Origin of the sequence: Streptomyces sp. NPDC051173 (genome assembly GCF_040689515.1) — a bacterium.
Lineage (GTDB): Bacteria > Actinomycetota > Actinomycetes > Streptomycetales > Streptomycetaceae > Streptomyces.
In genome coordinates this window covers 66,110-86,016 of the sequence record NZ_JBFBBD010000026.1, presented here as the reverse complement: position 1 = coordinate 86,016, position 19,907 = coordinate 66,110, and the positions used below count along the sequence as shown (strand labels likewise).

Below are 19,907 nucleotides of genomic sequence, written 5' to 3'. Positions count from 1 at the left end.
CTCCCAGCGGTAGCTGGGGGAGCTCCCGCCGCAGGCGGCAACGGACCTGCACGTCGGGGTCTGGGGCAGCGCCCCAGTTTCGGGAAGGGGCGGGGCTGGGGAACAAGCGCCGCAGGCGCCAACGGACCCGCAGACGAGGGGGCTGGGGCACGCGCCCCCACGCGGCGGAGCCGCACATCAGATACAGCCGGGAAGGGGCGGGGCTGGGGAACAAAGCCCGCCGCAGGCGCGAAGCGGCCCGCCCCCTACCCGCCCAGAGAACCCAGATCCGCCGAAGACCACCGCTCGCCCACACCCTCGAACCGAACCCCCCGCACATCGTCCGCCCCCTCGGAGAGATCCGCCTCCGCCCCCACAGCCCGTTCGATCACCACGTGCAGGCGGTCGTCGGAGAGTTCCTCCACCTTGCCGTCGCCCCACTCCACGACGATGACCGAATCCGGCAGGGAGACGTCCAGGTCGAGGTCCTCCATCTCGTCCAGGCCGCCGTTCAGCCGGTAGGCGTCGACGTGGACGAGGGCGGGGCCGGAGCCGAGCGGCGGGTGGACTCGGGCGATCACGAAGGTGGGGGACGTGACCGCGCCCCGGACGTCCAGGCCCTCGCCCAGCCCGCGGGTCAGCGTCGTCTTGCCCGCGCCCAGCTCACCGGTGAGCAGGACCAGATCGCCGGGCCGCAGCAGCGCGGCCAGCCTGCGGCCCAAGTCCCGCATGTCCTCTGCGGACTTGACGGTGAGGTGGGCGATGTTGGCGGTGGAGGTGTCATGCGGGGCGTTCATACCCGTCGATGGTACGGGGCCCGTCGCCGTACGCCGTTTCATTCCGACAAGCCGTCGGCAAGATGTTGCGCGGGCGGTCTCCGGCATGGTCACATGGAAGGCAGAGACACGGTTAGGTCTACCTAACCTTGCCCAGCTGCCCCAGGAGGCACTCATGACGGCCCGAGAACCAGCCGCCGAGCCTGCGCCTGCTGCCGACCGCGGTGACGAGCGGTCCGATGAGAGGTCCGATGAGCGGCCCCTGTCGATGCGGGATCTCCTGGCGGCGTGCGCGGCGGCGGACGCGGTGTCCACGCCCCCGCGGGCACCCGGGCCCGAAGCGGAAGCCGAACGCGAACCTGAAGCTGAAGGGGAACCTGAAGCTGAAGGGGAACGCAACCGCCCGGCGGCGTGAAAGAACGTGAAAGAAAGCGGCCAGGACCGGGCCGGGAAAAAGAACCGGGAAAAAGAAGCCGGGAAAAACAAACCCGTCAGGGTGAACGCCGCGCGTGCCCCCGACGACCGGTGACGTCCCCTTACGGGACCACCACCACGCTCGCCCCGCGCACCGCGAACTCCCACATGGCCCGCCCGTCCGCAGGCTGCTCCCGGATGCCGCCGGTCTTCTGCGTGGCGGACGGCTTCGGCGACGACCCGTCGACCGCCGCGCTGAAGCCGAAGACGACACCGGCCGCGTCCTGGTGGAAGCGCACGATGTGCTCGATCGGAACACCGTCCGAGCCGTTGCCGGTGGGCGTCCTCGAGGTCACCTTGTAGGACCCCGGCGGCGGGTTCACCGCGCTGGGCGCGACCTCGAACGACCGGGTCGGCTGCCCGTTCGCGCCGACCAGCCACACCCGCTTGGCCCCGAGCGCGTACACGACCCGCTTCCCGGTGCCGGAGCTCGCCGGGACGGTCGTGGCGGGGTCCTGCGCGGGCTTGTCCTTGCCGCCGGCGTCCTGGCCGGTGGATGCCTTGCCGGAGCCGGACGGGGAGGCGGAAGCGGCCGCGTGCGGGCGTCCGGGCGCGGCGTCCGCCTGATAGGCGAGGAACCCGACCCCGGCCAGGGCCACCACGGTGAGCGCGGTCACCATCGCTCCCGAGCTGCTGCGTGCCACGCTGCGTACCCTTTCGTCCTGCGTACGGCTATGCGGCTGACCGTAGCACCCGCGTACGCCCCCGCCGCGCCCTCGGCGAGAGCGGGCGCGGGCACCGTCCGCCCCATGGCGCGCCGTAGGCTGTCAGTGTGCTGCTGCTCGCTCTTGATACCGCAACCCCCGCCGTCACCGCCGCCCTCCACGACGGCGACAAAGTCATCGCCGAATCCCGTCAGGTGGACGCTCGCAGGCACGGTGAGCTGCTGCTTCCCGCCGTCGACCGGGTGCTCGGCGAGGCGGGTCGCACGCTGGCGGACGTGACCGGCATCGTCGTCGGCGTCGGCCCCGGCCCGTACACCGGCCTGCGCGTCGGCATCGTGACCGCCGCGACCTTCGCCGCCGCGCTCTCCGTGCCCGTCCACGGGCTGTGCTCGCTCGACGGGATCGCGTACGCGGCGGGGCAGCAGGGGCTGGAGGGCGAGTTCGTCGTGGCGACGGACGCCCGCCGCAAGGAGGTCTACTGGGCGCGGTACAGCGACGCGCGTACCCGCGTCACCGAGCCCGCCGTGGACCGCCCCGCCGACCTCACCGAGCCGCTCGCCGGGCTGACCGTCGTCGGCGCGGGCGGGCTGCTCTACCCGGACGCGTTCACGGACGTCCGCACCGACATGCCGGAGCACCAGTCGGCGGGCGCCCTGGCGTCGCTGGCGGCGGAGAAGCTGCGGACGGGCGGGGAGTTCCTGCCGGACCAGCCGCTGTATCTGCGCCGTCCGGACGCGCAGGTGCCCGCGAACTACAAGGTGGTCACACCGAAGTGACCGAGACAGTGCGTATCCGCGAGATGCGCTGGTGGGACATCGGGCCGGTGCTGGAGCTGGAGCGCGTGCTCTTCCCGGACGACGCCTGGTCCAAGGGCCTGTTCTGGTCCGAGCTGGCCCACGCACGCGGCGCGGGCGCCAACCGCCGCTATGTGGTCGCCGAGGACGCCAAGGGCAGTGTCGTCGGCTACGCCGGCCTCGCCGCGATCGACGGTACCGGCGACGTACAGACCATCGCCGTCGCCTACGAGCACTGGAGCACCGGCCTCGGCGCCCGGCTGCTCGCCGAGCTGCTCACCACCGCGACCGCCTTCGAGTGCCGTGAGGTGCTCCTGGAGGTGCGCGTCGACAACACCCGCGCCCAGCGGCTCTACGAGCGCTTCGGCTTCGAGCCGGTCGGCGTCCGCCGTGGCTACTACCAGCCCGGCAACGTCGACGCGCTCGTGATGCGCCTTTCCGATCCGAACTCCGCAGTGCAAGGAATGACCCATGGCTCCCAGAGCTGACGAACCCCTCGTCCTCGGCATCGAGACCTCCTGCGACGAGACGGGCGTCGGCATCGTCCGGGGCCACACGCTGCTCGCGGACGCCGTCGCCTCCAGCGTCGACGAGCACGCCCGCTTCGGCGGCGTGGTGCCCGAGGTCGCGAGCCGCGCCCACCTGGAGGCGATGGTCCCGACGATCGAGCGGGCGCTCAAGGAGGCGGGGGTCAGCGCCAAGGACCTGGACGGCATCGCCGTCACCGCGGGCCCCGGCCTCGCGGGCGCGCTGCTGGTCGGGGTGTCGGCCGCGAAGGCGTACGCGTACGCCCTCGGCAAGCCTCTTTACGGCGTGAACCACCTGGCCTCGCACATCTGCGTGGACCAGCTCGAACACGGCGCGCTGCCCGAGCCGACGATGGCCCTGCTGGTCTCCGGCGGTCACTCCTCGCTGCTCCTCGCGCCGGACATCACCTCCGACGTCCGCCCGCTGGGCTCGACGATCGACGACGCGGCGGGCGAGGCGTTCGACAAGGTCGCCCGCGTGCTGAACCTCGGCTTCCCCGGCGGCCCGGTCATCGACCGGTACGCGCGCGAGGGCGACCCGGACGCCATCCGCTTCCCGCGCGGCCTGACGGGTTCGCGCGACCCGATCTACGACTTCTCGTTCTCCGGCCTGAAGACCGCCGTGGCCCGCTGGATAGAGGCCAGGCGCGCGGCGGGCGAGGAGGTGCCGGTCGCGGACGTGGCGGCGTCCTTCCAGGAGGCGGTCGTGGACGTCCTGACCCGCAAGGCCGTGCGGGCCTGCAAGGACAACGGCGTCGACCACCTCATGATCGGCGGCGGTGTCGCCGCGAACACGCGGCTGCGCGCCATGGCCGCCCGCCGCTGCGAGGACGCCGGCATCACGCTGCGCGTGCCGCGCCCGAAGCTGTGCACGGACAACGGCGCGATGGTCGCGGCGCTGGGCTCGGAGATGGTGGCTCGGGGGCGGTCCGCGTCCGCGTGGGACCTCTCGGCGGACTCCTCGCTGCCGGTGACGGAGACGCACGTACCGGCGCCGGAGGGCGCCCATGGGCACGGGCACTCCCACGGGCACTCCCACACCCATGATCACGACCATGTGCACGAGCTGAGCAAGAAGAACCTGTACGAGTCGTGAGCTCCGTGAGCCGGTAGCAGGTTATCCACAGCCCGTTGTCCACAGCCCTGCCCAGGCCTCCGGGGGAACACCTATTCTGGAGGCCGGGCTCGGCGGACGGGGAGGAGCCGGACATGGATTGGCTCTGGTGGGTACTGATCTTTTTCGGCGTCGGAGGCTTCACCAAGGCGGCCGACATGGGCCGCACGGCCCTGCGCACGCGCCATGAGCGCAAGCTGGAGCTCATGGAGACCGAGCGCAGGCAGCACGAGGCACTCGAATCCGCCTCCAGGCCCCCTGAGCCGGTCTGCGGCTGCACCCACCACCTGGCCAAGCACGACAAGAACGGCCGCTGCCACGAGTCGGTGGAGGTCCCGGTCGCCTGGGACGCGGAGAAGAACCCGACGAGTTATGAGCGGGGCCAGTGCAACTGCCAGCAGTACATAGGCCCGCAGCCGCTGACGACGTTCTACGCGGAGGATCTGACGGATCTGGCGTGAGCGGCCCGACGGGGTCGTTCAGAGGTACTTGAAGGGTGGGGTGATCTGGACGACCGCCACCAGTCTGAGGCGGGGTGCTGGGAGTACGTGCACCCAACCGTGGTCGGTGAGAGGCAAGCGGCGTACGCCACCGGGAGTGCCCTGATGCCGCCCTTCCCCGATGTCTGTGATGTCGAATCCCAACTCGCCGAGTGTGACCAGGTCTTCGGCGATCTTTTCGACCTCGGCGATGACGATCTTGGGTAATCCTGTGGTGACGTACTCGCGGCTCGGATCGTACTGCCACTGCTCATCGCTCACGGTGCGGCCGCTCCGTGATGAGGCCAGCCTCGACGGACGCCTGGTCCAGCATGCGCGCGACCTCGGAAGCAGTCGCACGGGCTTCATCAAGCGACTCGGTCACGGCGGCGATGGCTTCGAGCTCGCGCAGCCTGGCCGCCCGGTGAGGGTGCCGCTCGATGGCGATGTATACCGCCCACTGGCCGACGAGCCGGCGCATCGGCCCCGCATTGCCCGTGCTGCGTGCTTCTCGCAGCGCTTCGACACGCTCGGCGTCGAAGGTCGTCAGCGAAGAGGGCATGACCTTGGCAATGGCTGCCCGTAGGTCTTCCGGGGTGTTGGCAGGCTGAGGGATCAGCGGCGTGTCAGGCTCATCCGTCGCGGCTGTGCTCATGTGGCTGCACCCTCCCGGTCGACACGTGGTGGTGGGTCGTCTCAAGTCTAGGTGTCCTACGGTGTGGATGTTGCTGATCACCGGTCCTCCGAACGGCTCGGAGAGACGGGGCTGATCTCTGAGACCGCCGCGTGGGCCTTCTCCGGGGTGGTCGCCCGGGCGACCGCGGCGCGGAGGTCCTCGGGGGTGGGGCCGTCCGCCGGGCCGGTGGTCATACGATCCTCCGGCGGTTGTTGATCTCCGACACCTGCACGCGCAGGTAGGCGCGGAGCGTCGTGGTCTGAGCGGAGGCAGCGGGGCAGCTCCACTCCCGGCCCCCTCCGGGCTGGCGTAGCCGCACGAAGGTGAAGTCACGTGTGTGGCCGATGACTTGGCTGACCGTTCCGGTCCTGCTGTCGATGACGTATGCCCCGCACGGCGGAATTTCCTTGTTCACGCTACCTAGGGTTACGGGGCGTGGCTAGCCTCGTAAGTGACGATTACGGGACGTGCGTCGCGCGTACCGTTCAGGCACTGGGAAGGGCGGGCGCGTTGACGAGTGTGAGTTCTCTGCCGCCGATCAACTGGCGTTATTGCGGAAACCAGATGAAGCTCTGGCGGACTCTGGCGGGGGTGTCCCGGGAGGACTTGGCCAGGGAGGCCAACTACGGCGCCGAGACCATCAAGTCGATGGAGCAGGGGAGGCGCCGGCCCACGCTGCGCCTGCTCCAGGTGGCCGATGAAATGTGCGGAGCGAACGGCTTGCTGCTGGCGTCGCACGCCTATCTGGGCCCGGAGAAGTCCGACAGGTTGACGCACGACTTCATGCTGTACGAGGCCGAGGCGATCGCCATCAGCTCCTTTCAGCCGCAACTCATCCCCGGACTCCTTCAGACCGAGGAGACGGCGCGGGCACTGCTCGAAAGCGCCTGGCCGCCTGTGGACGACAAGACGGTCGAGGACCGAGTGGTGGCTCGGTTGGCCCGCCAGAAGCTGCTGGAGAAGCAGGGCACTTCCTTCGAGTTCGTCATCGGTGAGGTGGCTGTGCGCTACCCCGTCGGCAGCATGGATGCGCACAAGCGCCAGCTTCGGCGCCTCCTGGATGTGGGGGAGCAGCGCAACGTGACCGTGCAGATCCTGCCCGCCGGTGGTGCTCACGTCGGGCTCAACGGGCCGCTTGTCTTGCTGGAGACGGCCGAGCATGATCGACTCGGCTTCGAGGAAGGCCAGACGGTGGCCTTGCTGTATGCGGAAGCCGAAAAAATCAATATCGCCGTCAAGCGCCATGCGTTCATCGGTCGGTTGGTACTCAGCCCAGAGGAATCCGCTTGCTGCATCAGGAAGTTGATGGAGGAGCTATGAGTGATGCGATGCTGTGGCTGAAGTCCAGCTACAGCGACCATGAAAGCGAATGCGTAGAGGTCGCGGCTTGCCCGCGCACCGTCCACGTCCGGGACTCGAAGCGAATACCCGGACCCCACTTGGTGGTCACCGCTCCCGCCTGGGCGGATTTCGTCGCGTACGCATCCGCTGACGCACGCGAGGCGGGCAGGAGGAAGCTGTGAAGAGCGAGCCGACCTGGTGCAAGTCCAGCTACAGCGACACGGAAGGCGAATGCGTAGAGGTCGCGGCTCGCCCGCACGTCGTCCATGTCCGGGACTCGAAGCGAATACCCGGGCCGCAGCTGACCTTTCCCGCCTCCTCCTGGGCGGAGTTCACCGCCTACGCCGTGGCCGACGCTTGAGCTCCGGGGTCCGGGGGTCGAACCCCGAGCTCTTTCTCTGAGGAATGGACGGTGGGTACAACCCGCCCACCCACCCTCTCTCCCAATCCCCGCGCGCACCACACGAGTTAACTTCCGGTGATCGGGTTGCGACGGCCCGTCGCCACGCTCTGGCGTTCGCAGCGACAAAGCGACCCCGGCAGGTGTTAGCAGCACCGACCGGGGTCTGACCTCAAGATCCCTGACTGAAGGACGATCTCATGGCTTACGCCAACTCTAACGGCGCCGCGCGCCCCACGCACGTACACCCGCAAGCCGCCCCCGGCTACGGCAAGCGGAGCGCTCCCGAACAGGAGCCCCGCCGCGCAGGCGACTTCGCACACCTGCCCGCCCGTGAGGCCCTGATCGCCGCTTTTGTCGACCGCTTGCCCGAGGGTGCGGCCATGGACGCGAAGACTCTGGCCGCGAACATCCCCGCGTACGGCCAGGCCGCGTGCCGTACGGCCATCCGCCGCCTCGCCGAGGCGGGTCACCTGCGGATGGTGAAGGAGCACCGCAAGGGTGACGGCGGCAGCATGCACTGGGTGACGCGGACGTACTTCTCGCGCACGGCGCGGGGCGACGCGTGGTGGGAGACGTTCCTGAGGGGAGACGTCGTCCCGGAGGCGCGTCACGAACCACCGGCGCGCTCGGAGGCGTACGACGCGCTCGCGTCCCTGGGCCGCACCGACCCCCGGATGACGCTGTCGGCGGCGGACTGCCGCGAGCTGGAGGAGTTGGCCACGGAGTGGCTGGCCAGAGGAGTGTCGCCGAAGGGGCTCGTACGCGAACTCACGGCGGGACTGCCCCCGGTGGTGCACTTCGCGCGCGCCATGGCCCGTACCCGCCTGGTCGACAAGATGCCACCGGAAAGGGCGGAACCGGCGCCCGCCGAGGCGGTCATGCGGCTCATGGAATGCACGGTCTGCCACACCCCGGGCCGCCCGGAAGCGCTCCCCGGCGGCGTCTGCCGCGACTGCCGGGGCGAGGGCGCGCGGGAGGACGCGTACGCCGTGCGGGCCGAGCAGATCCGCGGCTTCGCGGCGGAAATCCGGGCGGGCATCCGCAACCGTGAAAGGAGCAGTAGGTGACGTTGCTGCACGTGCCCCCTGCTGTCGGGGCACCATGGAGGGGAGGAGGCGACACCATGACCCTGACCCCCAGCACCGCTGACCGCCGACCCCAGATGAGCGTCGAAGAGTTCGAGGAACTCGCCCACTCGGCACCCGAGACCGTGTGGCTGGAATTCATCAACGGAAAGCTTGAGGTCAAGCCGGTGCCGGACGGGGATCACGGAGAGATCATCATGTGGCTTCTGGAGCAGTGCATGGTGCAGCGCGCCGGGCTGCGTCTCTATCCGGAGCAAGGTCTCAAGATCGAAAACTATCGCGCGGGGCGGGCCCGGGCGGATGGCTCCCTCGCACCCAAGGGCAACTTCGCGGGGCAGGGCGAGTGGGCCAATCCCGACGGTGTTCTGATGACTGTCGAGGTGACGTCACATGACTCGGACACTGATCGCCGTGACCGGAAGGAGAAGCGCGACGGCTACGCCGCCGTCGGCATCCCCGTCTACCTCCTCGTCGACCGCGACGAATGCATGGTGACTGTCTACAGCGAGCCCAGGAACGGGAAGTACCTGAGCCGGAAGTCGCATCCGTACGGCGAGACCGTCGTGCTCCCTGAACCGGTCGGCATCACCCTGGCGACGGAGGAGCTCAAGGACTACACCCACTAGCCGCGAAGTCCCGTTCGGCCCACGGCCCCGTGCGCGCCCCGTACCCGCGTGTCAGCGTGGTGGGACCGCACCGGCGCGCGAGGAGGTCCACCCGTGGGTGACAGCAAGCTCTGGACTGTCGAGGTCAGCATCAAGGAACACGATCACGTGGTCACCGCCGAGGCCCGCCTCACGGGCCGGGCCCCGGGCCCGATGGTCGGCGACGGCACCGCGCACTGCCACCCCGCCGACGAGAACGTCCCGGCGATCGGCGACGAACTGGCGGTATCACGCGCGCTGCACCACTTGTCCAGCCAGCTGCTGGACATCACGATCAAGGACATCCAGGCCCACACCCGCGAACGCGTGCACGGCATCAGCAACGAGTGACCTCGGCCCGGGGCGCGGACTTCAGCCTTCCAGCAGGAACGCGGTGTCCAACGCGGGGTAGGGATCCGGGAGTTGAACCTTGCCGCCGAGTTCGGTGGTCGTAGTCGTCCGGTAGTGGCTGCTAGCGGGGTTCTCCATGTCGGGCGCGGGGTCGGAGTGCACGTACACCTGGTTCGCCTGGCGGTGGACGATGACGTAGACCGGCACTCCGCCGGTGGCGTAGCTGCGGTACTTGAGGCCGGTGTCCGTCTCGTGGTTGGTGGAGGTGACTTCGCCGACGAGGGCGAGCAGGTCGATCGGGTACCAGCCCTTGTGCGCCCTGCGGTAAGCCTCATCCACCTCGGTGGGCTTGCGCCGCTTCACGTAGAAATCGGGGATGAGCAATGAGCGGGTGCGCTCGCCTTTCAAGCCGAGACGGAACCCATTGCCGTACCCCGCTTGCCGGATGCCCGCCGAGCGCAACTGGTAGTAGAGCTCTGCCGCACTGTCGTTGTGGTTGTCGTCAGGCTGCGGTGGCACGACCACCATCCCCTCGATGTACTCGGGCCGAACAGGCACATCGCATGCCTTCTCGAACGCGGTCAACAGGTCGATGGGGTCCTGCGGCTCGTTCACCTGCTCGGTGACGGGATCGGCGGTCATCGCTGTCCTCCCTTGTCGCTGTTGCCAGGCTACGCCCGGACCGGATGCCCCAGCAGCATCGTCGGGGCCCCTGCCACGCGCGTAAGTACGATCACACAGGAGTTCACCCCTTCGAGTTTCAGCTTCTTGCGCAGCTCCTCCGGCTCCACCGCCGAGCCGCGCTTCTTGATGACCGCGACGCCGATCTCCCGTTCGCGCACCAGCTTCTTGAGGTGCTTGAGGTTGAAGGGGAGCACGTCGGTGATCTCGTACGGCGTCGCGTACGGCGTCGGGCGGAGTTCGTCGCTCGTCACGTACGCGATCGTCTCGTCGATCAGGCCGCCGGCGAGGTCCTCCGCGACCTCGGCGACGAGGTGGGCGCGGATGACGGCGCCGTCCGGTTCGTAGAGGTAGCGGCCGACCGGGCGGACCGCGGGGTCGGGGAGGCCCCGGCCGGTGAGGGTCGCGCCCGAGGGGAGGAGCGTCGCGCGGCGCGTGCCGGGCGCGGTGCCGAACCACAGCACCGCTTCCTTGACGTCACCCCCGTCCGAGATCCACTCGGCCTCCGCCTCGTCGGGGATCGCCTCGTGCGGGATGCCGGGCGCGATCTTCAGCGCGGCGCGCGGGGCCGCGAGGGCGGCCCCTACCGCCCAGGACAGCGGGGGCGAGTACGCCTCCGGGTCGAAGATCCGGCCGCGTCCGCCACGGCGGGCGGGGTCGACGAAGACGGCGTCGTACGCGGCGGTGTCGATCTCCGTGACGTCCGCGCAGCGCACCTCGATGAGCCCGGCCAGGCCGAGCGCCTCCGCGTTCGCGACCGCGACCGCGCAGGTCAGCGGGTCGCGGTCGACGGCGAGGACCCGTACGCCCGCGCGGGCCAGCGCGAGCGCGTCGCCGCCGATGCCGCAGCAGAGGTCGGCCACCGAGCGGACGCCGAGCGCGGCGAGGCGGGCGGCGCGGTATTCGGCGACGGTCTTCCGCGTCGACTGCTCGACGCCGTTGGGGGTGAAGAACATGCGGTACGCGTCCTCCGCCCCGAACTTCGCCACCGCCCGCTGCCGCAGCCGCGCCTGCCCGATCGCGGCGGAGACCAGCTCGGCGGGGTGCTCACGGCGCAGCCGGGTGGCCGTCGCCAGCTCCCGCGACGGGTCGTGGTCGCGCAGCTCGGCGAGGAGCAGGCGGCCTTCCTCGGTGAGGAGGGAGGCGAAGGCTTCGGTCGGGGGGTTCGGTGCGGACACATGGTCATTCTCGCCGACGGGCGGGGCCGCCCGTAAAAGCGCGGGCCCCGGTCGCCTCACCCGAACGAGTGAACAAGAATTGGAGGGGTGAGTCCTTCCATATCCGGCCCCCGGGCCGCCGCCATCGCCCTGCTGCTCGCCGGACTCGTCTCCGGGTGCTCCGGATCGTCCTCCGGGCCGGAGAAGACCGCGCCGTCGGCCACCGGCCGTACGGAAGCGCCCTCGGCCTCGCCCTCCGCCGACACCGGCGCGTACCGCCGCTGGGGGCTCGACGCGCCCCTCGCCGCGCCGCCCGCCGCGCCTGCGGTGAAGGTGACGGACGGCATGAAGCCGGGGGAGGAGCCCAAGATCGTGCGGCGGGTGGACACCAAGGACAAGGTCGTCTTCCTGACCTTCGACGACGGGGCGGAGAAGGACCCCGAGTTCGTGAAGATGACGAAGGACCTCAAGCTGCCCTACACGATGTTCCTGACGGACGACATCGCCCGCGCGGGCCGTGGCTACGGCTACTTCGAGCAGCTCAAGGACGGTGGCAACACCATCCAGAACCACACCATCTCGCACCCCAACCTGCGCACCCTCTCGCCCGACGCCCAGCGCCACGAGATATGCGGGCAGCAGGACCGGCTGGAGAAGCGGTTCGGGGCCAAGCCGCCGCTGTTCCGCCCGCCGTACGGCAATTACAACGACGCGACACTCACGGCGGCCGGGAGCTGCGGGGTGAAGGCGGTCGTGCTGTGGGAGGCGACGATGCAGATCAACGACATGCGGTACGCCGAGGGCGACAAGCTGCGGCCCGGCGACATTGTGCTCGCGCACTTCCGTGGGCCGCAGGAGCTCAAGGGCACGTCGATGACGAAGATGGTGACGAACATGCTGCGCAGCGTTCAGAAACAGGGCTATACGGTGGCTCGCTTGGACGACTACGTCTGAGGGGGCGCCTGCGGCGGGCTTGTTCTCCAGCCCCGCCCCTCCCCGAACTGGGGCACGCGCCCCAGACCCCCGGCTGCGGGTCCGTCGGCGCCTGCGGCGCTTTGTTCCCCTACCCCGCCCCTTCCCGAAACTGGGGCACGCGCCCCAGACCCCGAGCCGCGGGCCCGTCCGGGTAGCGCCCGCCGGGGTGGGGCGGGAGCCCGGTTCGCGGCTGCGGGTTGTCTGTGGCCGGTCGCGCAGTTCCCCGCGCCCCTGACGGGGCGCGACACCGTCGCCCCGATCGGGCAGGCGGAGGGGACAGGGGGGCGCCCACTTTCTCTCAGCCCGTCCGGCGCTTGAGGACGCCCGCCGCGCAGCGGTGGTGCGGACGACGATTACCCGCGGACGTACACGGGAAGATCCACCCCCGTCACGGCGCGCGCCGCACGGCGAATTGGCACTCCGCTTGACCGAGTGCTAACCGCGTCATAGTCTCGCTTCCGTTGGCACTCTCCACCCGGGAGTGCCAAACGCAGCGACGGGCAGATCCGGCACCCGCGACGACGGATCCGACCTGGTCGCCACCTCAGACAGTTAACCCCGTGAGATCTCCGAAGGGGGAGGTCGGATCGTGACGACCGCCAGCTCCAAGGTTGCCATCAAGCCGCTCGAGGACCGCATTGTGGTCCAGCCGCTCGACGCCGAGCAGACCACGGCCTCTGGCCTGGTCATCCCGGACACCGCGAAGGAGAAGCCCCAGGAGGGCGTCGTCCTCGCCGTGGGCCCGGGCCGCTTCGAGGAGGGCAACCGTCTTCCGCTCGACGTGACCGTCGGCGACGTCGTGCTCTACAGCAAGTACGGCGGCACCGAGGTGAAGTACAACGGCGAGGAGTACCTCGTCCTCTCGGCTCGCGACGTCCTCGCGATCGTCGAGAAGTAATTCACCCGAAGTTTTTGATCTGCGCCCCGTGCTCCCGCTCCTCACCGGCCGGGCGCCCGGGGCGCAGTTCGTTTGAGCGATAGCGGCCGCCGCTGCGCGGCCGAGGATCGCAACGAGAGGACTTGAAGCAACCATGGCGAAGATCCTGAAGTTCGACGAGGACGCCCGTCGCGCCCTCGAGCGCGGCGTCAACAAGCTGGCCGACACGGTCAAGGTGACGATCGGCCCCAAGGGCCGCAACGTCGTCATCGACAAGAAGTTCGGTGCGCCGACCATCACCAACGACGGTGTCACCATCGCGCGTGAGGTCGAGCTCGACGACCCCTACGAGAACCTGGGCGCCCAGCTCGTCAAGGAGGTGGCGACCAAGACCAACGACATCGCGGGTGACGGCACCACCACCGCGACCGTCCTGGCCCAGGCGCTGGTCCGCGAGGGTCTGCGCAACGTCGCCGCCGGTGCTTCCCCGGCCTCCCTGAAGAAGGGCATCGACGCCGCGGTCAAGGCCGTCTCCGACGAGCTGCTCGCGACCGCCCGTCCGATCGACGACAAGTCCGACATCGCCGCCGTGGCCGCGCTCTCCGCGCAGGACAAGCAGGTCGGCGAGCTCATCGCCGAGGCGATGGACAAGGTCGGCAAGGACGGTGTCATCACCGTCGAGGAGTCCAACACCTTCGGCCTGGAGCTGGACTTCACCGAGGGCATGGCCTTCGACAAGGGCTACCTCTCGCCCTACATGGTCAGCGACCAGGAGCGTATGGAGGCCGTCCTCGACGACCCGTACATCCTGATCCACCAGGGCAAGATCTCCTCGATCCAGGACCTGCTGCCGCTGCTGGAGAAGGTCATCCAGGCCGGCGCCAGCAAGCCGCTGCTGATCATCGCCGAGGACGTCGAGGGCGAGGCGCTCTCCACCCTCGTCGTCAACAAGATCCGTGGCACCTTCAACGCCGTCGCCGTCAAGGCGCCCGGCTTCGGTGACCGCCGCAAGGCGATGCTCGGCGACATGGCCACCCTCACCGGTGCCACCGTCATCGCCGAGGAGGTCGGCCTCAAGCTCGACCAGGCCGGCCTGGAGGTGCTGGGCACCGCCCGCCGCGTGACCGTCACCAAGGACGACACCACCGTCGTCGACGGTGGCGGCAGCTCCGAGGACGTCCTCGGCCGCGTCAACCAGATCAAGGCCGAGATCGAGTCCACGGACTCCGACTGGGACCGCGAGAAGCTCCAGGAGCGCCTCGCCAAGCTCGCCGGTGGCGTCTGCGTCATCCGCGTGGGCGCGGCCACCGAGGTCGAGCTCAAGGAGAAGAAGCACCGTCTGGAGGACGCCATCTCCGCGACCCGCGCCGCGGTCGAGGAGGGCATCGTCTCCGGTGGTGGCTCCGCGCTGGTCCACGCCGTCAAGGTCCTCGAGGGCAACCTCGGCAAGGTCGGCGACGAGGCCACCGGTGTCGCCGTGGTCCGCCGCGCCGCCGTCGAGCCGCTGCGCTGGATCGCCGAGAACGCCGGCCTGGAGGGCTACGTCATCACCTCCAAGGTCGCCGAGCTCGACAAGGGCCAGGGCTTCAACGCCGCGACCGGCGAGTACGGCGACCTGGTGAAGGCCGGCGTCATCGACCCGGTCAAGGTCACCCGCTCCGCGCTGGAGAACGCCGCGTCCATCGCGTCGCTGCTGCTCACGACCGAGACCCTGGTCGTCGAGAAGCCGGCCGACGAGGAGCCCGAGGCCGGTCACGGCCACGGGCACGCGCACTGACGCCACGCGCACCGCACGGCCGCGGCCCGGCGCCCCTTCGGGGGTGCCGGGCCGCGGCCGTTCCGGGCTACTTCGGTCCGTACTTACGGCCCGTCACGGACGACGCCCGGGTCATGGCACCGCGCGGCGCCAGCCGCATCAGACCCGTGAGCGCCTTGTAGCGCGGGTCCGGCACGGAGAGGGTCTTGCCCTGCGCGAGGTCCCGCAGCGCCGCCGCGACCACCTTGTCCGCGTCGAGCCACAGCCAGCCGGGGACGTTGTCCGTGCCCATCCCGGCCCGCTGGTGGAACTCCGTACGCACGAAGCCGGGGCACAGGGCCATCAGCCGCACGCCCGAGCCGGCCAGGTCCCGGGCCACGCCCTGGGTGAACTGCACCACCCACGACTTGCTCGCGCCGTACGTGCCGCGCGGGGTGAAGGCGGCCACCGACGCCACGTTGACGACCGCGCCCCTGCGGCGCTCCCGCATCCCCTCGGCCGCCGCCGAGGTCAGCCGCAGCACCGCCTCGCAGTGCACCTTGAGCATCCGCAGCTCGTCGGCCATCGGCACTTCGAGGTACGCGCCCTTGTTGCCGAAACCGGCGTTGTTGACCAGCAGATGCACCGGGCGCGCGCCGTCGCGGAGCCGGGCCTCGACGGACTCGATGCCCTTGTCCTCGGCGAGGTCGGCCGCGAGCACCTCGACCTCCACGCCGTGCCGGTCGTGGAGGTCGGTCGCCTGCTCGTGGAGGCGCTCCTCATTACGGGCGACGAGGACCAGGTCGTGGCCGTCGGCCGCGAGCTTGCGCGCGAAGGCGGCGCCGATCCCGGCGGTCGCTCCTGTGATCAATACAGTCGTCATACAGGCACGTTAGAGCCCGAGGGCGCTCCGTGCCGGTCCACTGCACTCTTTTGACGGCCCGAAGGACACGGTCACAGGGCCGCTCGGTACGCGAGTGCCTTCTCGCGGGCCTCGGGGTGCAGTGCGTCGCCAGCTGCCAGGACATCCGGCAGCAGGGCCCTTTCGGTGGTGCGCGCGCGGAAGAGGAACGAGACGGTCACGGCGTGATCCGGGCGGTGCGCGACGGTGACAGGATCACCCGCACGGACCTCCCCGGGCTCTATCACCCGAAGGTAGGCGCCCGGGGCGGCCTCCTGCGTGAACCGCTTGATCCAGCCTTCCTCGCCCAGCCAGGTGGCGAACGTACGGCAGGGGATGCGCGGTGCCGTCACCTCCAGCAGCAGATCCGGGCCCACGCGCCAACGCTCGCCTATGAGCGCGCCGTTGACGTCGAGTCCGCTGGTGGTGAGGTTCTCGCCGAAGGCCCCGTCGGGCAGCGTGCGGCCGAGCTCCCGCTCCCAGCGGTCGAGGTCCTCACGGGCGAACGCGTACACCGCTTGGTCGTTCCCGCCGTGATGGCGCAGGGTGACGATCGTGTCCCCGGCGAGGCCGCTGCCCGCCGTGCCCTTGGGGCCGGGCGCGGCCACGGCGACCGGGCCGTCGGCCGGGCGCTTGTCGATGCCGGTGGCCAGGCCGGGCGCGAAGCCGGGGAGGCCCTCGTCGGTCCGGGCACGGCCGACGTTCACGGAGAGCAGGTGCATGAGGGAAGGCTAGGTGACGTCGCTCAAAGTGGTGAACCGATATTTACGATCACCTCCAAGGTGGGCTTATGCTCGAAGAATGATCGAGGCTCGTCACCTGAGGGTGCTGCGCGCGGTGGCCGCCACCGGTTCCTTCTCGGCCGCGGCCCGCGAGCTGGGGTGCACCCAGCCTGCCGTCAGCCAGCAGATGAAGGCCCTGGAGCAGTCCACGGGCACCCCGCTGCTGATCCGCACGGGGCGCGAGATGCGCCTCACCCAGGCCGGTGAGGCGCTGGTCCGGCACGCCTCCGGGATCCTGGCCGGGCTGACCGCGGCGGAGGAGGAGATCGCCGCGATCGCCGGGCTGCGGGCGGGGCGGGTGCGGATGGTGTCCTTCCCCAGCGGCAGTTCGACGCTGGTGCCGGGCGCGCTCGCGCGGATGCGCGCCGCGCACCCCGGCACCCGGGTCTCGCTGGTGGAGGCGGAGCCGCCGCGCTCGGTGGAGATGCTGCGCGACGGCGACTGCGAGATCGCGCTGGCCTTCCGCTATCCCGAGGTGCGGGGCGCCGACCCGGCCGCGGCCGCGGAGTGGGACGACCTGGTCGTGCGGCCGCTGCTCACCGACCGCCTCATCGGCGTGGTGCCGGAGGACCACCGGCTGGCCGGGGCCGACCGGATCGGGATCACGGAGCTCGCGGGGGAGCCGTGGATCGCGGGCTGCCCGCGCTGCCGCAAGCACCTGGTCGAGGTGTGCGAGGGGGCCGGCTTCACGCCCCGGATCGACTTCGCGACGGATGACTACCCGGCGGTGTTCGGGCTGGTCGGGGCGGGGCTCGGGGTGGCGGTGATGCCGGAGCTGGCGCTGGAGTCCGTACGCCCCAAGGGCGCGCGCACCGTGCCGGTCGAGCCGGTGGTGCAGCGCGAGATCGTGGCCCTCACCCTGCCGGACCTGGCGCGGGTGCCGGCGGTGGCGGCGATGCTCGACCAGCTGGCGACGGCGGCCGGACGTCCGTAGCCGGGGGCCCGGCCGAAGAGGGCCCGGCCGAAGGGTCCTGAGGGGCCTGACCGGAGGGGCCTGGTCGAAGGGCCGAAAAGGCCGGGGGCCGGCTCAGGCGCCGGTGGGGGTCACGGCGATGACCCGGTGTCGCGCGCGGCCCATCAGCTCCTCGCGCTCGTCCTCGGTGAGGCCGCCCCAGACGCCGTAGGGCTCCCGCACCGCCAGGGCGTGGGCCGCGCACTCCGCCCGTACGGGACAGCGCATGCACACCTCTTTCGCCGAGGTCTCGCGCGCGCTGCGGGCCGCGCCGCGCTCGCCCTCGGGATGGAAGAACAGCGAGCTGTCGACCCCGCGGCACGCCGCCAGGAGCTGCCAGTCCCACAGGTCGGCGTTGGGACCGGGAAGGCGGGAGAAATCTGCCATGGCTATCCCCTCGAAGCGATCCGCCGGGGCGATCCGCCGGAGGATCCGGCGGAAGCGGCCCGGCACGAGCGATCTGATGCGGACGCACTGCCTGTGCCGTCTACGTCTGCCGTAGAAGCAGATGTAAATATGACTGATTGCGAATCTAGTCATAGACACCGGCAAATGGGAAGAAAGACTGGTCCGCCTGGGCAAATGGGGCATAGCTTGTGCGCCGCGAAGGGCGCCCCCAATGCGCCCTGCTCCGTGTCCGCGCCCTCACGTAGAGTGCCGAACGTGGCCGACCGAGCCCGTAACTCTTTCGGGTGACCGTCGTTGAGAGGGCGGAGGCGGTTGACGGATGAAGCAGTCGGGCAGATGTCCGAGCCTGCCGGACAGCGTCGATCGCACAGGTGACGATCAGTACCAGCCTGGAGGCTCAAGGTGACGCGCATCAGCTGCGGAGGACGGCCATGACATCCGTCCTCGTCTGCGACGATTCCCCGCTTGCCCGAGAGGCGCTCCGCCGTGCGGTGGCGACCGTGCCCGGCGTCGAGCGTGTGACGACGGCGGCCAACGGCGAGGAAGTCCTCCGCCGCTGGGGCGCCGATCGTTCGGACCTCATTTTGATGGACGTACGGATGCCCGGACTCGGCGGTGTCGAGACGGTCCGCCGGCTGCTCTCCGCGGACCCCGGCGCACGCATCATCATGCTCACGGTCGCCGAGGACCTCGACGGCGTCGCGCTCGCGGTCGCCGCCGGGGCGCGCGGCTATCTGCACAAGGACGCCTCGCGTGCCGAGTTGCGGGCCACCGTGACGCAGGCGCTCGCCGACCCGACCTGGCGGCTCGCCCCCCGGCGGCTGCGCTCGGCCGAGATGGGCGCCGCGCCCACCCTCACCGCGCGCGAGATCCAGGTGCTCGAGGGGATGAGCCACGGCCGTTCCAACGCGGAGATCGGCCGTGAGCTGTTTCTCTCCGAGGACACCGTGAAGACCCACGCGCGGAGGCTCTTCAAGAAGTTGGGCGCCTCGGACCGGGCGCACGCCGTGGCCCTCGGGTTCCGCTGGGGCCTGGTCCGCTGAGCCGGGAGTGGCGCGCAGCGCCGTGAGGTCGCGGTGCGCGCCACCCGGGTAGGTGACCGTGCCGTGACCTCATCGCGCGGCCGTCCAGCGCCGAAACTCCGAGGGATGCCGCATCCTTGGAGTGTGACCCCTCCCCGGCCGGAGGCCGAGGCTCCGCACTCGGCCGGCGATGACCCCATGACGGACAAGCCCTGTCCTGTGCCACGCGGTACCGGCACAAGCTACCGGTGGAGTCGTGAGGGCGGGGGCGGGTATACCCGGAAGGGGGAGACGCGAGACGTGAGTACGAGGACACCTACGCGTAACGGTTCGATGCACGACTATGAAGGCGGTGCCGTGGATCGCTTGGCGTCAAGGCACCATGGACCGATGCGCGACGACGACACGACGGGGTCACCCGCGGCTGCCGCCCCGGGGGAGATCGGCGCACTCGTCACCCTCGCTGTCGAGGGGGACCGGCGGGCCACACACGATCTGCTCGCGCTGGTGCACCCCCTCGCGCTGCGCTACTGCCGCACCCGGCTCTCCCGGCTGCCGGGCGACGCCCGGCACTTCGTGGACGACCTCGCGCAGGAGGTCTGCCTCGCGGTGCTCTGCGCCCTGCCGCGCTACCGCGACACCGGCCGCCCCTTCGAGGCGTTCGTCGTGGCCATCGCCGCGCACAAGGTCGCCGATCTCCAGCGCGCCGCGATGCGCCACCCGGGCAGCACCGCGGTGCCCTCCGACGAGATGCCGGAGCAGCCCGACGACTCCCTGGGCCCCGAGGAGCGCGCGCTGCTCAGCAGCGACGCCGAGTGGGCCAAGAAACTCCTGGCCAACCTCCCGGAGAACCAGCGCGAGCTGGTGCTGCTGCGCGTCGCCATCGGGATGACCGCCGAGGAGACCGGGCAGATGCTGGGCATGTCCCCGGGTGCCGTACGGGTCGCCCAGCACCGGGCGCTGAGCAGGCTGCGGGCGCTCGCCGAGCAGTGACGGAAAGGGGTCCAGGCCGCCCGGCGCCCCCTCTTCGTAGGAATATCCAAGTGATGCGGGACTCAGCCGTCGTGGAATGGGACACCTGTGACGGCCGTTAGCATGGGAGTCCGCGC

The 19,907-nt window shown here is 70.4% G+C and carries 27 protein-coding genes; 16 read left to right on the top strand and 11 right to left on the bottom strand.

Translation table 11 applies throughout. The features are described 5' to 3' along the window. Positions 1 to 245: 245 nt before the first annotated feature. Together tsaE and AB0435_RS16670 are read right to left on the bottom strand one after the other, a co-directional pair. Positions 246 to 776 (bottom strand): tRNA (adenosine(37)-N6)-threonylcarbamoyltransferase complex ATPase subunit type 1 TsaE, encoded by a 531-nt coding sequence (tsaE, locus tag AB0435_RS16675; RefSeq protein ID WP_366006917.1) that lies wholly within the window; start codon positions 774 to 776, stop codon positions 246 to 248. A gap of 515 nt (positions 777 to 1,291) precedes the next feature. Next, positions 1,292 to 1,873 carry a hypothetical protein gene (locus tag AB0435_RS16670; protein WP_366427299.1) on the bottom strand — a complete coding sequence of 194 codons (582 nt, stop codon included), beginning with the start codon at positions 1,871 to 1,873 and terminating at the stop codon, positions 1,292 to 1,294. Positions 1,874 to 2,001: 128 nt separating this feature from the next. On the opposite strand from AB0435_RS16670, the gene tsaB reads away from it, so the two are divergent. The 4 genes from tsaB to AB0435_RS16650 all read left to right on the top strand — a co-directional run bounded on the left by tsaB (position 2,002) and on the right by AB0435_RS16650 (position 4,790). After that, positions 2,002 to 2,670 carry a tRNA (adenosine(37)-N6)-threonylcarbamoyltransferase complex dimerization subunit type 1 TsaB gene (gene tsaB / locus AB0435_RS16665; protein WP_366427298.1) on the top strand — a complete coding sequence of 223 codons (669 nt, stop codon included), beginning with the start codon at positions 2,002 to 2,004 and terminating at the stop codon, positions 2,668 to 2,670. 23 nt (positions 2,671 to 2,693) lie between these two features. Next, positions 2,694 to 3,176 carry a ribosomal protein S18-alanine N-acetyltransferase gene (rimI, locus tag AB0435_RS16660; protein WP_366427301.1) on the top strand — a complete coding sequence of 161 codons (483 nt, stop codon included), beginning with the start codon at positions 2,694 to 2,696 and terminating at the stop codon, positions 3,174 to 3,176. Further along, positions 3,160 to 4,311: a tRNA (adenosine(37)-N6)-threonylcarbamoyltransferase complex transferase subunit TsaD gene (tsaD, locus tag AB0435_RS16655; RefSeq protein ID WP_366427297.1), complete on the top strand. Its 1,152-nt coding sequence runs from the start codon at positions 3,160 to 3,162 to the stop codon at positions 4,309 to 4,311. Before rimI ends, tsaD begins: the two co-directional genes overlap by 17 nt. A gap of 113 nt (positions 4,312 to 4,424) precedes the next feature. Then, positions 4,425 to 4,790 (top strand): hypothetical protein, encoded by a 366-nt coding sequence (locus AB0435_RS16650; protein WP_366006913.1) that lies wholly within the window; start codon positions 4,425 to 4,427, stop codon positions 4,788 to 4,790. Between the two features lie 18 nt (positions 4,791 to 4,808). On the opposite strand, the gene AB0435_RS16645 is transcribed toward AB0435_RS16650, so the two are convergent. From AB0435_RS16645 to AB0435_RS16630, 4 genes are all read right to left on the bottom strand, one after another. After that, a complete protein-coding gene (locus AB0435_RS16645) occupies positions 4,809 to 5,090 on the bottom strand; it encodes a hypothetical protein (protein WP_366427296.1) in 282 nt (93 codons plus the stop codon). Further along, positions 5,080 to 5,463 carry a DUF6247 family protein gene (locus AB0435_RS16640; RefSeq protein WP_366006911.1) on the bottom strand — a complete coding sequence of 128 codons (384 nt, stop codon included), beginning with the start codon at positions 5,461 to 5,463 and terminating at the stop codon, positions 5,080 to 5,082. The genes AB0435_RS16645 and AB0435_RS16640 overlap by 11 nt, the downstream gene beginning before the upstream one ends. Before the next feature lie 77 nt (positions 5,464 to 5,540). Continuing rightward, positions 5,541 to 5,678, bottom strand: coding sequence for a hypothetical protein (locus AB0435_RS16635; RefSeq protein ID WP_366006910.1), 138 nt, complete (start codon positions 5,676 to 5,678; stop codon positions 5,541 to 5,543). Further along, complete coding sequence (locus AB0435_RS16630) at positions 5,675 to 5,899, bottom strand: hypothetical protein (RefSeq protein ID WP_366427295.1); 225 nt, start codon at positions 5,897 to 5,899, stop codon at positions 5,675 to 5,677. The genes AB0435_RS16635 and AB0435_RS16630 overlap by 4 nt, the downstream gene beginning before the upstream one ends. Positions 5,900 to 6,048: 149 nt before the next feature. On the opposite strand from AB0435_RS16630, the gene AB0435_RS16625 reads away from it, so the two are divergent. The 6 genes from AB0435_RS16625 to AB0435_RS16600 all read left to right on the top strand — a co-directional run bounded on the left by AB0435_RS16625 (position 6,049) and on the right by AB0435_RS16600 (position 9,308). After that, the gene (locus AB0435_RS16625) at positions 6,049 to 6,804 is read left to right on the top strand and encodes a helix-turn-helix transcriptional regulator (RefSeq protein ID WP_366427294.1); all 756 of its coding nucleotides are present in this window, start codon (positions 6,049 to 6,051) and stop codon (positions 6,802 to 6,804) included. Then, positions 6,801 to 7,007 carry a DUF397 domain-containing protein gene (locus AB0435_RS16620; protein ID WP_366006906.1) on the top strand — a complete coding sequence of 69 codons (207 nt, stop codon included), beginning with the start codon at positions 6,801 to 6,803 and terminating at the stop codon, positions 7,005 to 7,007. Before AB0435_RS16625 ends, AB0435_RS16620 begins: the two co-directional genes overlap by 4 nt. Further along, positions 7,004 to 7,186 carry a DUF397 domain-containing protein gene (locus AB0435_RS16615; RefSeq protein ID WP_366006904.1) on the top strand — a complete coding sequence of 61 codons (183 nt, stop codon included), beginning with the start codon at positions 7,004 to 7,006 and terminating at the stop codon, positions 7,184 to 7,186. Before AB0435_RS16620 ends, AB0435_RS16615 begins: the two co-directional genes overlap by 4 nt. A 239-nt stretch (positions 7,187 to 7,425) precedes the next feature. Next, a complete protein-coding gene (locus tag AB0435_RS16610; protein WP_366427293.1) occupies positions 7,426 to 8,295 on the top strand; it encodes a hypothetical protein in 870 nt (289 codons plus the stop codon). Positions 8,296 to 8,357: 62 nt separating this feature from the next. Beyond that, entirely contained in the window at positions 8,358 to 8,939 is a 582-nt protein-coding gene (locus AB0435_RS16605) for a Uma2 family endonuclease (RefSeq protein ID WP_301886688.1), read from the top strand. A 93-nt stretch (positions 8,940 to 9,032) separates the two neighbouring features. After that, complete coding sequence (locus AB0435_RS16600; protein ID WP_366006902.1) at positions 9,033 to 9,308, top strand: DUF1876 domain-containing protein; 276 nt, start codon at positions 9,033 to 9,035, stop codon at positions 9,306 to 9,308. Between the two features lie 21 nt (positions 9,309 to 9,329). Here the strand turns inward: AB0435_RS16600 and AB0435_RS16595 are convergent, their stop codons facing one another. Both AB0435_RS16595 and AB0435_RS16590 read right to left on the bottom strand, forming a co-directional pair. Further along, entirely contained in the window at positions 9,330 to 9,950 is a 621-nt protein-coding gene (locus AB0435_RS16595; RefSeq protein ID WP_366006901.1) for a Uma2 family endonuclease, read from the bottom strand. A gap of 29 nt (positions 9,951 to 9,979) precedes the next feature. Then, on the bottom strand, positions 9,980 to 11,167 hold the full coding sequence (locus AB0435_RS16590; protein ID WP_366427292.1) for a class I SAM-dependent methyltransferase: 1,188 nt from the start codon (positions 11,165 to 11,167) through the stop codon (positions 9,980 to 9,982). An 87-nt stretch (positions 11,168 to 11,254) separates the two neighbouring features. Between AB0435_RS16590 and AB0435_RS16585 the strand changes: the two genes are divergently transcribed. From AB0435_RS16585 to groL, 3 genes are all read left to right on the top strand, one after another. Further along, a complete protein-coding gene (locus AB0435_RS16585; RefSeq protein WP_366427291.1) occupies positions 11,255 to 12,100 on the top strand; it encodes a polysaccharide deacetylase family protein in 846 nt (281 codons plus the stop codon). Positions 12,101 to 12,710: 610 nt separating this feature from the next. After that, entirely contained in the window at positions 12,711 to 13,019 is a 309-nt protein-coding gene (gene groES, locus AB0435_RS16580; protein ID WP_116212352.1) for a co-chaperone GroES, read from the top strand. A gap of 133 nt (positions 13,020 to 13,152) precedes the next feature. Continuing rightward, positions 13,153 to 14,775: a chaperonin GroEL gene (gene groL / locus AB0435_RS16575; protein ID WP_366006898.1), complete on the top strand. Its 1,623-nt coding sequence runs from the start codon at positions 13,153 to 13,155 to the stop codon at positions 14,773 to 14,775. 67 nt (positions 14,776 to 14,842) lie between these two features. Here groL and AB0435_RS16570 read toward each other — a convergent pair whose 3' ends face one another. Then, positions 14,843 to 15,616, bottom strand: a complete 774-nt coding sequence (locus AB0435_RS16570; protein ID WP_366006897.1) for an SDR family oxidoreductase — start codon at positions 15,614 to 15,616, stop codon at positions 14,843 to 14,845. Between the two features lie 71 nt (positions 15,617 to 15,687). Further along, positions 15,688 to 16,356 carry an MOSC domain-containing protein gene (locus AB0435_RS16565; RefSeq protein WP_366427290.1) on the bottom strand — a complete coding sequence of 223 codons (669 nt, stop codon included), beginning with the start codon at positions 16,354 to 16,356 and terminating at the stop codon, positions 15,688 to 15,690. 79 nt (positions 16,357 to 16,435) lie between these two features. Here AB0435_RS16565 and AB0435_RS16560 point away from each other — a divergent pair, with 79 nt between their 5' ends. Next, the gene (locus tag AB0435_RS16560; RefSeq protein ID WP_366006895.1) at positions 16,436 to 17,350 is read left to right on the top strand and encodes a LysR family transcriptional regulator; all 915 of its coding nucleotides are present in this window, start codon (positions 16,436 to 16,438) and stop codon (positions 17,348 to 17,350) included. A 93-nt stretch (positions 17,351 to 17,443) separates the two neighbouring features. Here the strand turns inward: AB0435_RS16560 and AB0435_RS16555 are convergent, their stop codons facing one another. Then, positions 17,444 to 17,755 (bottom strand): WhiB family transcriptional regulator, encoded by a 312-nt coding sequence (locus AB0435_RS16555; protein WP_116215726.1) that lies wholly within the window; start codon positions 17,753 to 17,755, stop codon positions 17,444 to 17,446. A 452-nt stretch (positions 17,756 to 18,207) separates the two neighbouring features. Here AB0435_RS16555 and AB0435_RS16550 point away from each other — a divergent pair, with 452 nt between their 5' ends. Both AB0435_RS16550 and AB0435_RS16545 read left to right on the top strand, forming a co-directional pair. Continuing rightward, positions 18,208 to 18,819: a response regulator transcription factor gene (locus AB0435_RS16550; RefSeq protein WP_003948568.1), complete on the top strand. Its 612-nt coding sequence runs from the start codon at positions 18,208 to 18,210 to the stop codon at positions 18,817 to 18,819. Positions 18,820 to 19,188: 369 nt separating this feature from the next. After that, positions 19,189 to 19,791: a sigma-70 family RNA polymerase sigma factor gene (locus tag AB0435_RS16545; protein WP_301886704.1), complete on the top strand. Its 603-nt coding sequence runs from the start codon at positions 19,189 to 19,191 to the stop codon at positions 19,789 to 19,791. Positions 19,792 to 19,907: the final 116 nt, after the last annotated feature.

What these genes read in the sequence shown, in the direction of transcription:
- tsaE (WP_366006917.1), bottom strand. Translation starts at nt 776, where the DNA reads ATGAACGCCCCGCATGACACCTCCACCGCCAACATCGCCCACCTCACC.
- rimI (WP_366427301.1), top strand. Translation starts at nt 2,694, where the DNA reads ATGCGCTGGTGGGACATCGGGCCGGTGCTGGAGCTGGAGCGCGTGCTC.
- tsaD (WP_366427297.1), top strand. Translation starts at nt 3,160, where the DNA reads ATGGCTCCCAGAGCTGACGAACCCCTCGTCCTCGGCATCGAGACCTCC.
- AB0435_RS16650 (WP_366006913.1), top strand. Translation starts at nt 4,425, where the DNA reads ATGGATTGGCTCTGGTGGGTACTGATCTTTTTCGGCGTCGGAGGCTTC.
- AB0435_RS16640 (WP_366006911.1), bottom strand. Translation starts at nt 5,463, where the DNA reads ATGAGCACAGCCGCGACGGATGAGCCTGACACGCCGCTGATCCCTCAG.
- AB0435_RS16635 (WP_366006910.1), bottom strand. Translation starts at nt 5,678, where the DNA reads ATGACCACCGGCCCGGCGGACGGCCCCACCCCCGAGGACCTCCGCGCC.
- AB0435_RS16625 (WP_366427294.1), top strand. Translation starts at nt 6,049, where the DNA reads ATGAAGCTCTGGCGGACTCTGGCGGGGGTGTCCCGGGAGGACTTGGCC.
- AB0435_RS16620 (WP_366006906.1), top strand. Translation starts at nt 6,801, where the DNA reads ATGAGTGATGCGATGCTGTGGCTGAAGTCCAGCTACAGCGACCATGAA.
- AB0435_RS16610 (WP_366427293.1), top strand. Translation starts at nt 7,426, where the DNA reads ATGGCTTACGCCAACTCTAACGGCGCCGCGCGCCCCACGCACGTACAC.
- AB0435_RS16595 (WP_366006901.1), bottom strand. Translation starts at nt 9,950, where the DNA reads ATGACCGCCGATCCCGTCACCGAGCAGGTGAACGAGCCGCAGGACCCC.
- groL (WP_366006898.1), top strand. Translation starts at nt 13,153, where the DNA reads ATGGCGAAGATCCTGAAGTTCGACGAGGACGCCCGTCGCGCCCTCGAG.
- AB0435_RS16570 (WP_366006897.1), bottom strand. Translation starts at nt 15,616, where the DNA reads ATGACGACTGTATTGATCACAGGAGCGACCGCCGGGATCGGCGCCGCC.
- AB0435_RS16565 (WP_366427290.1), bottom strand. Translation starts at nt 16,356, where the DNA reads ATGCACCTGCTCTCCGTGAACGTCGGCCGTGCCCGGACCGACGAGGGC.
- AB0435_RS16560 (WP_366006895.1), top strand. Translation starts at nt 16,436, where the DNA reads ATGATCGAGGCTCGTCACCTGAGGGTGCTGCGCGCGGTGGCCGCCACC.
- AB0435_RS16555 (WP_116215726.1), bottom strand. Translation starts at nt 17,755, where the DNA reads ATGGCAGATTTCTCCCGCCTTCCCGGTCCCAACGCCGACCTGTGGGAC.
- AB0435_RS16550 (WP_003948568.1), top strand. Translation starts at nt 18,208, where the DNA reads ATGACATCCGTCCTCGTCTGCGACGATTCCCCGCTTGCCCGAGAGGCG.
- AB0435_RS16545 (WP_301886704.1), top strand. Translation starts at nt 19,189, where the DNA reads ATGCGCGACGACGACACGACGGGGTCACCCGCGGCTGCCGCCCCGGGG.